This window comes from Aeromonas sp. R2-3 (genome assembly GCF_040908375.1).
Classification (GTDB): domain Bacteria; phylum Pseudomonadota; class Gammaproteobacteria; order Enterobacterales; family Aeromonadaceae; genus Aeromonas; species Aeromonas veronii.
This window is the reverse complement of sequence record NZ_JBFODP010000003.1, coordinates 220460-232876: the sequence shown is the minus strand read 5'-3', so window position 1 is coordinate 232876 and position 12417 is coordinate 220460. Positions and strand designations below refer to the sequence as shown.

9 protein-coding genes and 4 tRNA genes are annotated in these 12417 nt (G+C 61.4%); 12 read left to right on the top strand and 1 reads right to left on the bottom strand.

The features are described from left to right. Positions 1–15 precede the first annotated feature (15 nt). The 4 genes from AB5Z02_RS01085 to AB5Z02_RS01070 all read left to right on the top strand — a co-directional run bounded on the left by AB5Z02_RS01085 (position 16) and on the right by AB5Z02_RS01070 (position 385). A tRNA-Met gene (locus tag AB5Z02_RS01085) sits at positions 16–92 on the top strand. 10 nt (positions 93–102) lie between these two features. Beyond that, positions 103–177 (top strand) — tRNA-Gln (locus tag AB5Z02_RS01080). A gap of 39 nt (positions 178–216) precedes the next feature. Beyond that, positions 217–293: transfer RNA gene (locus AB5Z02_RS01075), tRNA-Met, on the top strand. Positions 294–301: 8 nt separating this feature from the next. Beyond that, positions 302–385, top strand: a tRNA-Leu gene (locus AB5Z02_RS01070). Between the two features lie 218 nt (positions 386–603). Here AB5Z02_RS01070 and AB5Z02_RS01065 read toward each other — a convergent pair. After that, on the bottom strand, positions 604–2436 hold the full coding sequence (locus AB5Z02_RS01065) for an SLC13 family permease (protein ID WP_100653190.1): 1833 nt from the start codon (positions 2434–2436) through the stop codon (positions 604–606). 263 nt (positions 2437–2699) lie between these two features. On the opposite strand from AB5Z02_RS01065, the gene pnuC reads away from it, so the two are divergent. From pnuC to nifJ, 8 genes are all read left to right on the top strand, one after another. Beyond that, on the top strand, positions 2700–3416 hold the full coding sequence (gene pnuC, locus AB5Z02_RS01060; RefSeq protein WP_100645328.1) for a nicotinamide riboside transporter PnuC: 717 nt from the start codon (positions 2700–2702) through the stop codon (positions 3414–3416). 3 nt (positions 3417–3419) lie between these two features. Beyond that, a complete protein-coding gene (locus tag AB5Z02_RS01055; protein WP_100653188.1) occupies positions 3420–4145 on the top strand; it encodes a nucleoside phosphorylase in 726 nt (241 codons plus the stop codon). Between the two features lie 104 nt (positions 4146–4249). After that, positions 4250–4921 (top strand): Crp/Fnr family transcriptional regulator, encoded by a 672-nt coding sequence (locus AB5Z02_RS01050; RefSeq protein ID WP_100653186.1) that lies wholly within the window; start codon positions 4250–4252, stop codon positions 4919–4921. Between the two features lie 42 nt (positions 4922–4963). Beyond that, positions 4964–5290, top strand: coding sequence for a N(4)-acetylcytidine aminohydrolase (gene yqfB / locus AB5Z02_RS01045; protein WP_100653184.1), 327 nt, complete (start codon positions 4964–4966; stop codon positions 5288–5290). Positions 5291–5377: 87 nt separating this feature from the next. Continuing rightward, the gene (locus AB5Z02_RS01040) at positions 5378–6298 is read left to right on the top strand and encodes an alpha/beta hydrolase (protein WP_100653181.1); all 921 of its coding nucleotides are present in this window, start codon (positions 5378–5380) and stop codon (positions 6296–6298) included. A gap of 61 nt (positions 6299–6359) precedes the next feature. Further along, positions 6360–6761, top strand: a complete 402-nt coding sequence (locus tag AB5Z02_RS01035) for a DUF1622 domain-containing protein (RefSeq protein WP_168176982.1) — start codon at positions 6360–6362, stop codon at positions 6759–6761. A gap of 200 nt (positions 6762–6961) precedes the next feature. After that, positions 6962–8602: an alpha-glucosidase gene (locus AB5Z02_RS01030; protein ID WP_368215010.1), complete on the top strand. Its 1641-nt coding sequence runs from the start codon at positions 6962–6964 to the stop codon at positions 8600–8602. 228 nt (positions 8603–8830) lie between these two features. Further along, complete coding sequence (nifJ, locus tag AB5Z02_RS01025) at positions 8831–12376, top strand: pyruvate:ferredoxin (flavodoxin) oxidoreductase (RefSeq protein ID WP_368215008.1); 3546 nt, start codon at positions 8831–8833, stop codon at positions 12374–12376. The last annotated feature ends 41 nt before the right edge of the window (positions 12377–12417 follow it).

The window sequence follows — 12417 nt, the reverse complement described above, 5'->3', positions numbered from 1 at the left end:
TGGTTGATAACAAACGGCTATGTAGCTCAGTTGGTTAGAGCATCGCACTCATAATGCGGGGGTCACAGGTTCGAATCCCGTCATAGCCACCATTATTTCTGTTGGGGTATCGCCAAGCGGTAAGGCAGCGGGTTTTGATCTCGCCATCCCTAGGTTCGAATCCTAGTACCCCAGCCATTTTTCTGTTCTCGTCCACATCAGTGGTTGATAACAAACGGCTATGTAGCTCAGTTGGTTAGAGCATCGCACTCATAATGCGGGGGTCACAGGTTCGAATCCCGTCATAGCCACCATTAATATTGCGGAAGTGGCGAAATTGGTAGACGCACCAGATTTAGGTTCTGGCGCCCTAGGCGTGAGAGTTCGAGTCTCTCCTTCCGCACCATTAATAGCAGTACCAAACAGACCAGCTCACGCTGGTTTTTTTGTATCTGAAATTTGCCTCTCCCCAGTTTTTCTCTCGCTCCTCTATTAACCCGGCTCCACGTTAATTTCCGTTCACGTCACTCTTCACTGATTCCGATCACGCCTTGCCACTCTTGTCTCCCGGCCATAAAAAAGCGGCCCGCAGGCTGCTGGTGCACACATTCATCATCCCGGTTATCAGAATGGGAAGAACCAGGGGATCGCTACCACGCTCACCGCCATCACCAACAGGGTGAATGGCACCCCGATACGGATAAAATCGGCAAACTTGTAGTTGCCCGGCCCCAATACCAGGGTATTCACCGGTGACGAGACCGGCGTCATAAAAGCGGCCGAGGCGGCGATGGCAATGGTCATGGCAAACGGATAGGGCGATACCCCCATCTGCTGGGCCGTGCCCAGCGCAATGGGCGCCATCAGCACTGCGGTGGCGGTGTTGGAGATAAAGAGCCCGATCACCGCGCAGAGGGCAAACAGGCTGGCCAGCATGACCCGCGGCCCCATCTCCCCTACCGCATTGATCAGACCACCGACGATCAGATCCACCCCGCCGGTTTTTTGCAGCGCCAGCGCAAAGGGGAGCATACCGACGATGAGGATCAGGGTCGGCCAGTGGATCGACTTGTAGGCACTCTCCATATCGATGCAGCGAAACTTGCCCATCAGCAGACAGGCGATCAGCGCGGCAATCACGTTGGGCACAGGATCGGTCACCATCAGCAGGATCATCACTCCAAGACAAAAGAGGGCATGAATGGCCTGACTGCGGGCGGGGGCCATCTCGTCCACTTCGGCGGGCAGCCCCATCAGCAGAAAGTCGCGGCTATGGGTCTGCAACTGTCTGATGTGGCTCCAGTTCCCTACCACCAGCAGGGTGTCGCCCATCTGCAACGGCTCGTCCACCAGCTTGCCTGCCAGTGCCTCACCGTCGCGGCGCAGCCCCACCACGCTCAGACCATAGCTGGAGCGGAAGGTCACCTCACGCACGCTTTTACCCAGCAGCTTGGACTCAGGGATCAGCGACACCTCGGCCATCCCCACCTCCCGCGCCTGATCGGAGAAATACTCCCCGCGCAGGATCATCGGTTCAAGCCGCGCCTCGGTGCAAAACGCCCGCACATCCACCTCGGGGTCTGACATGTCGATCAGCAGCACATCCTTCGCCTGGAACTCACTGATCCCCGACACCGGCACCATCACCCGGCGAAACTTGCGCCAGCGCTCCACCCCGATGACGTGGGCACCATAACGGGCGCGCAGTTGCAGCTCGTCCAGGGTGTGACCAATCAGCGGGGAGTCAGGCCGCAGCGCCAGACGACGGGCACGACCGGCCAATCGGTAGTCTCGGATGAGATCGCGCAGGGTGCGGCGCCCGGTCGGCTTGCCTTTGCCCTCTTCCCCTTCACCCACCAGGGAGCCGCGCACCAGCAGCATGTAGAGGATGCCCAGCCCCAGGATCAGCACGCCCATGGGGGTGAAATCGAAGAACCCGAAACCGTGAATGCCGTGGCGCATCAGCTCGCTGTTGACCACCATGTTGGGGGGCGTGGCCACCAGCGTCATCATGCCGCTGATCAGCCCGGCAAAACCGAGGGGCATCATCAGGCGACCGGCCGGGATCCCCATCCGGTTCGCCACGCTCAGCACCACCGGGATAAAGATGGCCACCACTCCGGTGCTGCTCATCACAGCCCCCAGACTCGCCACCGCGACCATCAGCAACACCAGCAGCTTGGTCTCGTTGCTGCCCGCCACCTTCACCAATGCATCCCCCACCTGATAGGCGATGCCGGTGCGAACCAGCCCCTCACCCACCACAAACAGGGCGGCAATCAGAATGACGTTGGGATCGCTAAAGCCCGCCAGCGCCTCCGGCAGGGTGAGGGTGCCGCTCAGCACAAAGAGGATAATGATCAACAGGGCGACCACGTCCATGCGCACCTTGTTGGTCATGAAGAGATAGATGGCGCCAGCCAGCAGACAGAGCACCCAGACAAGCTCGGAATTCAATGCAACCTCCTTTTATCACGTGATTCTCCTCCCGGAGAGTGGACTCTATCAGACCACAGCCACGGCGCTATCATCTTGCTACATATCAATAAAGTCCGACCCGCCGGGGCCCCATAACCCATCACTGCTGGAATAACCGGGCAGCAGCGGCGATTTCTTTGATATGGGCCAAGCCCGGGGCGGACAAAAGTCCTGCCCCTCCTCCCCCTCACCCCTTAGAATGGCGCCCTCGCATACTAACCCTCATGCCCAAGGATCAGAAAATGAGCATATTCGAGCTGTTCAGCATCAATAACACGCTAGTGACCATACCGCTGGGTGGCGGCTATGCCATGTCATGGATTGAAGCCATCGGCACCCTGTTTGGTCTGGCCTGTATCTGGTTCGCCAGTCAGGAGAAAACCATCAACTACCTGTTTGGCCTGATCAACGTCAGCCTGTTTGCCATCATCTTCTTCCAGATCCAGCTCTACGGACTGTTGATGCTGCAGCTGTTCTTCTTCTGCGCCAACGTCTACGGCTGGTACGCCTGGACCCGCCCGGCCAACGATCAGGGGGATACCCTGCAGATCCGCTGGCTCAGCAGATCCAAACTGATGGTGACCGCCGCCGTGAGCGTGCTGGCCATCGCCCTGCTGACCCGCTATATCGACCCGGTCTTCGCCACCTTGGCACGCACCTCGGTCTCCCTGCTCAACCTGTTTGGTGCCAACCTTGCTACCCCCGAGCCTTCACCCGATGCCTTCCCGTTCTGGGATGCCAGCATGACGGTGCTCTCGGTGGTCGCCCAGATCCTGATGACCCGCAAATACGTGGAGAACTGGATCCTCTGGGTCGTCATCAACATCATCAGCATCGGTGTCTATGCCGCGCAGGGCGTCTACGCCATGTCGCTGGAGTACCTCATCCTGCTGTTCATCGCCGCCAACGGCACCCGCCTCTGGGTGATTGCCGCCAAGCGCCAGCCACAAGGTCTGTAAGCCATGAGTCTGTTACCCCATCTTCAGTGCCACCCCGACCAGATTGCCGAGAGGGTGGTACTATGCGGCGACCCGGCCCGGGTCGATCGCATCGCCAGCCAGCTCGAACAGTGTGAAGTGCTGGGGCAAAACCGGGAGTTCCGCCTCATCAACGGATCCTATCAGGGGCTGCCCATCACGGTCTGCAGCACCGGCATCGGTGGCGCCTCGGCCATCATAGCGCTGGAGGAGCTGGTGCAAGCCGGCGCCCGCTCGCTGATCCGGGTCGGCTCCGCCGGTGCCCTGCAGCACGACATCGGCCTTGGCGACCTTATCGTGGTGGAAGGGGCGGTTCGCAATGAGGGGGCCTCACAGGCCTATCTGCCCGCCGAGTACCCCGCCTGCGCCGATATCTGGCTGCAGGCCGCCTTGCTCAACCATGTAGCGACCGGTAGCCAGCCTCATTGGCACGGGCTGGTACGCTCCCACGACAGCTTCTATCGAGATGATGAGCAGGAGGTGTGCCGCTACTGGCATGCCCGTGGCGTGCTCGGCGCTGACATGGAGACCGCAGCCCTGCTGACCGTGGGTCGCCTGCGCAAGGTGCGGGTTGCAGCCGTGCTCTGCAACGTAGTGCTGTTCGAGCAGGATGTGCAACAAGGGGTGGCGGATTACGCCAGCGCCGAACAGGCGATGATGGCCGGTGAGCAGCAAGCCATCGCGGCCGCCCTCCACGCTCTGGTGCAATAAAGCGCAAACCGTTAACTGCGGCACATCCGCTACCGTGCGGGCTGGTATCCGGCCCGCACTCTTGCTAGCCTCATGGCCCTCGTCATCCGGTGCGACAGGCAGTCATGCAGCAACAGCCCTACCCCCTCGGCCGTTTTCACGCCGAACTCCAGCAGCTTGAACCCCGCTTTGCCGCGGCGCTCGACGCCTGCACCCTGTTTCTGCGCCGTTACCTACCGGGCGAATTGATCATGCGGCAGGGGGAGCAGAGCGAGCAGCTCTATCTGGTCGAACATGGCCGGGTCTCCCTCAACAGCACGGTACACTCTGGCCGCCGCTTCCAGCTTGGCGAAATTGAGTGTCACAGCCAGATCTTCGGCGAAATGGAGTTCTTCAGCGCCACCCCGGTGCAGTGGAACGTGGTGGCCGAGACCGAGCTGGATGCCCGGGTCATCTGCGCCCACAAGCTGGCCCTGCGGCTGCTGGCCGAACCCGAGCTGACCCTGTTCTTTGCCGCCGCGCTTGCCAGCGACTATCTCGACACCCTGGAGATCACCACCAGCCGGCTGCTCCACCCCATCGCCTACAACATCGCCTATGAGCTGTGGCGTGAGCGCCAGCGCACTCCGATGCTGGGATCGCGCAAGCGGGCCCACGAGGCAGCACGCTTCGGCACCACAGAGCGGGTCTACCGCCGCGCCCTCAAGGAGCTGGTCGAGCAGGGCATAGTCGCCGACAGCAGCGACGGCCCCGTTATCGCCAATCTGGCCGGGCTGCGCGCCTATCTCGACCTTTGATTTCCATTCATCCCATTTCGATTCACCCTGTCAGGAGTCACCATGTCTGCCCATTCCTATCCCGAATTCACCTTCTTCAGCCGCTTCGTTGCCGATATTCAGGCGGGCCGCAAGACCATCACCATCCGCGACGAGAGCGAGGCCAACTGGCAGCCTGGCCAGCGGCTGGCGCTGTTCACCAACCCGGAGCACCAGCCCTTTGGCACCATAGAGGTGCTCTCGGTCAAGGCGGTCGCCTTCGATGAACTGAGCGACGAGCACGCCCGTCAGGAGAACATGACCCTCCCCGAGCTCAAACAGGTGATCCGCAATATCTACCCCGCTCTGCCGCCGCTCTATGTGATTGAATTCCAGCTGCTTGGAGTCTGATTTTGTGAGCCGCCTCAGCTAACGCAGGTTGCGCTCTCTGGCTAAAAGCGCAGAATAACTGTTTTTATATACAGTTATTGGTGCGTTATGGATACACAACTTGAACCGGCCATTGCGGCCATGGTGGCGGATTTCATTGCAGCAGGCCGCCCCAGGGCGAGCAGCCTGAGCTGGCAGGCGCGGCGTGAAGGCTATCTTGCCTCTGCCGTATTGGGTGGTAAACGGGAAGAGGTTGGCGCTGTCGAAGAGTGGCAACATGGCCACTATTCCATTCGCCTCTATCAACCAGCGCCAACCTCAAGTGCAAGCCGTCCGGCCCTGATCTACTTTCATGGCGGCTGTTTTGTCAGCGGTGAGTTCGACACTCACGACCGCCAGATGCGGATGCTGTGCAATCGCGCCGAGGCACTGGTGTTCGCGGTACATACCCGCCTTGCCCCTGAACACACCTATCCTGCAGCACATGACGATGCAATGGCTGCTACGCTCGCCATCATGGCCGATGTGGAGAAATGGCATGGGGATCCGGCAAGGATTGTCCTTGCGGGAGACAGTGCCGGCGGCCACCTCGCCCTGATCACCACCTTGCGACTCAAGGAGCGAGGGGCCCCCTTGCCCTCAGCCCAACTGCTCATCTATCCGATGCTCGATGCTGCGGGCGACAGTGACAGCTATCGGCAGCTAGGGGATGACTACCTCATCACCCGCGATATGCTGTTAAGCGGTTTTCACGCCTATCTGGGGGAGCAGCCCGTCACTCACCCCGAAGCCAGCCCTCTCCACCATCCGGACCTGTCAGGATTACCGCCGACCCATATCGTCACGGCGGAATATGATCCGCTGCGCGATGAGGGGGAAGCCTTCTATAGCAAACTGCTGCAAGCCGGTGTCACGGCTACCTGTCAGCGGCAACTGGGGGTTATACACGGCTTCTTCCAACTGGCAGGAGTCAGCCCCGCGGCGCGTCAGCTCATTGAACAACTCTCACTGCTTATCAGGAGACTCTGATTTGGCCTTTGCCGAGCGATGTGTTAATAGTGTCCTCTTTTGAATCAGGGAGGTGACCCAAGTGTTTGAGATAGCGAGCCTGAAAGAGGGGATGATGCACGGGGTCGAGCTGTTCCAGCTGCTGCTGGAGATCATCTCCATCGCCTGTGTGGTGATAGGGCTTGGCAAGACCCTCTGGCTGGCGGCAAGAGTGCGGGATCACCAGCCCGGTTTTCCGCGCATTCGCCTCTGTTTCGGCAGTTGGCTCATCTTGGCGCTGGAGTTCCAGCTCGCTGCCGACATCCTGGCCACCACGGTCGCGCCAAGCAAGGAGGAGCTGATCCGCCTTGCCATCATCGCGGTGATCCGCACCTTCCTGAACTACTTCCTCGGCAAGGAGCTGGAAGCACAAGCGGAACGCCAGCAAGACAAGGCAGAGCGCCAGCAGGAGCAGCACAGCGAGCAGGCCAAGGCTGCTCAATAACCTGTATTCCTGCATAGCATCAACGCTAAGTGCCGTGCCATCCCGACCACAGCCGTGGCCCGGGATGGCACCTTTGTGACCCTTCCCGCACTTTTGGCAATCAGCCAACTATGGAACCCTTTTCAAGGTTTCCCCTGCCCTGTCGAGTACCCGTTCATCTGCGTAAGATAGAAAATCTTCTCCCCCAACCGGCCACGCTGATGAAAACGCACTCCCTCCACACGCCCGATATCGACCTCGATAGCTGCGTCATCTACCAGATCTACCCCATGAGTTTTCAGGACAGCGATGGCGACGGCATGGGCGATATCAATGGCATCCGTCAGCGCCTCGACTATCTGGCCACCCTCGGGGTCGATATGCTCTGGCTCACCCCCATCTATCGCTCCCCCAAACGGGACAACGGCTATGACGTGGCGGACTACCGTGCCATCGACCCCGCCTTCGGCACCCTGACCGAGATGGAGCAGCTGATAGCCGAAGCGGCCGCTCACGGCATCGGCATCATGATGGATATCGTTGCCAACCACACCTCCACTGAGCACGAGTGGTTTATGAAGGCGCTGGCCGGCGATCCCCGTTATCAGGGTTATTACGTATTCCGGGATCAAGCCTTTGTCGATGCTCACCCCATTACCTCGATTTTTGGCGGCAGCGGGTGGCAGTATGTACCAGCGCTTGATCGCTACTACCTGCACAACTTCGATCCCAGTCAGGCCGATCTGGACTGGGACAACCCGGCGGTGCGGGCCGAGATGGCGGCGGTGATCAACTTCTGGCTGGGCAAAGGGATCAAGGGATTTCGCTTCGATGTGATCGACATGGTGAGCAAGGAGTGGGACCGGCTGGCCATGAGTAACGGCCCGCGCCTGCACGACTATATCCGCGAGCTCAATGCCGCGAGCTTCGGCGGCAAGGGGATCATCACGGTGGGGGAGACCTGGGGGGCCGATCTCGCCCATATGCAGAACTATTCGAACCACGACGGCAGCGAGTTCAGCATGGTGTTCAACTTCGAGCATCTGGGGCTCGGCAATGACAAGTGGTCATCCCACTTTGATCCCCTCGCCTTCAAGCGAGCCATGGCCCGCCACCAGCAAGGGCTACACGGGCGTGGCTGGAACAGCCTGTTTCTCGGCAATCACGACCTGCCCCGCGCCGTCTCCCGCTTTGGCGATGACAGACCCGAGTGGCGTGAAACCAGCGCCAAGCTGTGGGCCATGGTGCTGCATATGATGCAGGGCACCCCCTTCATCTATCAGGGGGAGGAGCTCGCCATGACCAACCGCCACTGGCAGCCGGGCGAGCTGCGCGATGTGGAGGCCATCAACTACCGCGCCAGCCACTCAGGGCTGGATCCTGCCGAGCTGAGTTGGCGGCTCGATGCCATCGGCCGCGACAACGCCCGCACCCCGATGCAGTGGGACGCTGGCCCCCACGCCGGTTTCAGCACCACCACGCCCTGGATTGCCCTCAACGCCAACCACATTGAAATCAACGCCGCCGAGCAGTTGATCCGCCCCGACTCGCCGTTTCACTGCTATCGCCAGCTCATCGCCCTGCGCAAGGCTCACCCGGTCGTTCGCCACGGCAATTTCGAGCTGCTGGATGGGGATGATCCCGAGCGCATCAGCTATCGCCGCCACTGGCAGGATCCGGCCAGCGGAGAGCGGCACACCCTGCTGCTGCTCGCCAATCTCACGGCGAACCCCTTGCCGATGCCCCACTTCGACAAGGTGGCAGACGGAATGCGGTTGCTGCTGGCCAATTACCCAAGCGAACCACTGCCACTCTTCGCCCCTTATCAGTGCGCCATCTGGCTGCAAGTGGATCAGGGTTAACCCCGTGCTGACGGGCCATGTCAATGGCCCGTCAGCCACCTCCCGTTTGCTGTCAGCAGAAAATCATGCACCCACGCGGCGGGATTAAATTAACCACTATTACTGACTTATTAATTGATTATTTATCCCGTTTGATACGCTCTTATTGCCCCTCTTACTATGCCTGCGACCTATCCATTGCCGATGCAACTATCGGCCTTCAAACTGGCATAGCAAAGTGGAAAACACATGATCACCACAGACGGGAATAACGCAGTCGCCTCGGTGGCGTACCGCACCAGCGAAGTCATCGCCATCTACCCCATCACCCCCAGCTCGGCCATGGCTGAGCAGTCGTCGGCCTGGTCGAGCGAGCGGGGCAAGAACCTGTGGGGGGATGTCCCCCGGGTTGTCGAGATGCAGTCGGAAGGGGGCGCCATTGCCGCCGTCCACGGCGCCCTGCAGACCGGCGCGCTGGCGACTTCGTTTACCTCGTCGCAGGGGTTGCTGCTGATGATCCCCAATCTCTACAAGCTGGCGGGTCAGCTCATTCCCTTTGTGCTGCATGTGGCGGCGCGCACCGTGGCGACCCATGCGCTATCGATCTTTGGCGATCACTCGGACGTGATGGCGGTGCGCCAGACCGGCTGTGCCATGCTCTGTGCCAGCAATGTGCAGGAGGCGCAGGACTTTGCCCTGATCTCCCAGATAGCGAGCCTCAACAGCCGCCTCCCCTTTATCCACTTCTTCGACGGCTTTCGTACCTCTCACGAGATCGCCAAGATAGCGCCGCTCGCTGACGACACCCTGCGTGCCCTGCTGCCCGCCGATGCCATCCGTGCTCATCGTGACCGGGCGCTCACCCCCGACAAACCGGTCATTCGCGGCACTGCCGCCAACCCGGACACCTACTTCCAGTGCAGGGAGGCGAGCAACCCCTGGTATGACGCCGCCTATGGCCATGTGAATGAGGCAATGCAGGCTTTTGGCAAGCAGACCGGCCGCCACTACCGGCCATTTGAATACGTCGGCCACCCGCAGGCGGAGCGGATTATGGTGCTGATGGGCTCAGCCATCGGCACCTGTGAAGAGGTGATCGAGCGCCTGCTGGCCCAAGGAGAGAAGGTGGGGCTGGTGAAGGTGCGGCTGTTCCGTCCCTTCTCGGCCGGGCACCTGTTGGCCGCGATTCCCGAGAGTGCCCGCACCATCGCCGTACTGGATCGCACCAAGGAGCCGGGCGCACAGGCCGAGCCCCTCTATCTCGACGTGATGACGGCGCTGGCCGAAGCGGTCAGCCGGGGCGAGCGGGCAAGCCTGCCGCGGGTTATCGGCGGCCGCTATGGCCTCTCCTCCAAGGAGTTCGGCCCCGCCTACGCGCTGGCGGTGTTTGCCGAACTGGCGCAGGAGAACCCGCGTCCGCGCTTTACCGTCGGCATCTTCGATGACATCACAGGTCTCTCGCTACCACTGCCCGCGCTCAATTCGCAAAGCCCCATCCACAGCCAGCAACACAAGCTGGAGGCGCTCTTCTACGGTCTTGGCAGCGATGGCACCGTCTCGGCGGCCAAGAACAGCATCAAGATCCTCGGCAACCACACCGACCTCTATCCGCAGGGCTATTTCGTCTACGACTCCAAGAAGGCGGGCGGCCTCACCGTCTCTCACCTGCGGGTGGGCGAACGGCCGCTGCAATCGGCCTATCTGGTGGAAGAGGCGGACTTTATCGGCTGCCATCAGTGGCAGTTTGTCGACAAGTACCGGATGGCTGAACGCTTGAAAGCGGACGGCATCTTCCTGCTCAACACCCCCTACAGCGAAGCGGAGATCTGGCAACGCCTACCCAGCGAGGTACAGCACGCCCTGCGCGAGAAAGAGGCGCGCTTCTACATCATCAACGCCGCCAAAATTGCCCGCGACTGCCAGCTCGGCAACCGCATCAATACCGTGATGCAGATGGCCTTCTTCCAGCTCAGCGCCATCATTCCCCCCACAGAGGCGACCAGCCTGCTGAAGCAGGCCATCGCCACCAGCTATGGCAGCAAGGGACAGACACTGGTCGAACGCAACTGGCAGGCACTGGAGGCAACCTGCGCCGCTCTGACCCGAGTGCCACTTGGCGAGCAGGATCCCGCCAGCCGCCCGCGCCCGCCGGTGGTTTCCGCCAAGGCCCCCGATTTTGTCCAGACCGTCACCGCCGCCATGCTGGCGGGGCTGGGTGACAGCCTGCCGGTCTCCGCCTTCCCGCCGGATGGCACCTGGCCGGTCGGCACCACCCGCTGGGAGAAGCGCAATATCGCCAAGGAGATCCCCATCTGGGAGGCGGAGCTCTGTACCCAATGCAACTACTGCGTCGCCGCCTGTCCCCACTCGGCTATTCGCGCCAAGGTGGTGGAACCGGATGCGCTGGCCGCTGCCCCCGCCACTCTCGATGCGCTGGATGTGAAATCCCGTGACATGCGCGGCCAGCAGTACGTGCTGCAGGTGGCGCCGGAGGATTGCACCGGCTGCAACCTCTGCGTCGAGGTGTGCCCGGCCAAGGATCGCAGCAACCCGGATCGTAAGGCGATCAATATGGCTTCACGCCTCGATCACCTCGACGAGCAGAAGGCCAACTACGACTTCTTCCTCGACCTGCCGGAGCGTAGCGCCGAGCAGCTGGAGCGCATCGACATCCGCACCTCCCAGCTCATCTCGCCGCTGTTTGAATACTCGGGCGCCTGCTCCGGCTGTGGCGAGACTCCCTATATCAAGCTGCTGACCCAGCTCTATGGCGATCGGCTGCTGATTGCCAACGCCACCGGCTGCTCGTCCATTTATGGCGGCAACCTGCCTACCACCCCTTACACCACCAACGCCGAGGGGCGCGGGCCGGCCTGGGCCAACTCGCTGTTTGAAGACAACGCCGAGTTCGGACTGGGGTTCCGCCTCACCGTCGATCAGCACAGGGAGCGGGTGCGCCGTCTGCTGGCGAGCCTGGGCGACACCATCCCGGCAGCGCTGCGCGAGGTGCTCGGCGATGCCACCCTGCCGGTTTCCGAGCAGCGGGCCCATATCCAGCAGTTGCGAGCACTGCTGCAGGAGAGCCAGATCCCGGCAGCCCAAGAGCTGGCTCGCGATGCGGACTATCTGGTGGAGAAATCGGTCTGGCTCATCGGCGGCGATGGCTGGGCCTATGACATCGGCTTTGGCGGGCTCGACCATGTGCTGAGTCTGGGGGAGAACATCAATGTGCTGGTGCTCGATACCCAGTGCTACTCCAACACCGGCGGCCAACAGTCGAAGGCAACCCCGCTTGGGGCCATCACCAAGTTTGGCGAGCAGGGCAAACGCAAGGCACGCAAGGATCTCGGGGCCAGCGTGATGATGTATGGCCACGTCTATGTGGCGCAGATCTCCCTCGGCGCCCAGATGAACCAAACTGTGAAAGCGATTCAGGAGGCGGAAGCCTACCCGGGGCCGTCGCTCATCATCGCTTACAGCCCCTGCGAGGAGCATGGCTACGACATGGCAGAGAGCCACGAGCAGATGAAACAGCTTACCGCCACCGGCTTCTGGCCCCTCTACCGCTTCGATCCGCGCCGCGCTGACGAGGGTAAACTGCCGCTGGCGCTCGACTCACGGGCCCCCAATGCCTCGCTGGCCGAGACCTTGCGCCACGAGCCCCGCTTCCAGCGGCTGGAACGCCAGCTGCCGGAGGTGGCCAGCCAGCTCTATGAAGAGGCGGAGCAGGAGGCCAATCGCCGCTTCGCCTGGCTGAGCCAGCTGGCAGGCAAGGAGAGTCCGGCGCAGGAGTAAGCCACGTATGGCTTGATGGCAGCAGCCACTCTATTCGCCAA

What these genes read in the sequence shown, in the direction of transcription:
- AB5Z02_RS01055 (WP_100653188.1), top strand. Translation starts at nt 3,420, where the DNA reads ATGAGTCTGTTACCCCATCTTCAGTGCCACCCCGACCAGATTGCCGAG.
- nifJ (WP_368215008.1), top strand. Translation starts at nt 8,831, where the DNA reads ATGATCACCACAGACGGGAATAACGCAGTCGCCTCGGTGGCGTACCGC.
- yqfB (WP_100653184.1), top strand. Translation starts at nt 4,964, where the DNA reads ATGTCTGCCCATTCCTATCCCGAATTCACCTTCTTCAGCCGCTTCGTT.
- AB5Z02_RS01030 (WP_368215010.1), top strand. Translation starts at nt 6,962, where the DNA reads ATGAAAACGCACTCCCTCCACACGCCCGATATCGACCTCGATAGCTGC.
- AB5Z02_RS01040 (WP_100653181.1), top strand. Translation starts at nt 5,378, where the DNA reads ATGGATACACAACTTGAACCGGCCATTGCGGCCATGGTGGCGGATTTC.
- AB5Z02_RS01050 (WP_100653186.1), top strand. Translation starts at nt 4,250, where the DNA reads ATGCAGCAACAGCCCTACCCCCTCGGCCGTTTTCACGCCGAACTCCAG.
- pnuC (WP_100645328.1), top strand. Translation starts at nt 2,700, where the DNA reads ATGAGCATATTCGAGCTGTTCAGCATCAATAACACGCTAGTGACCATA.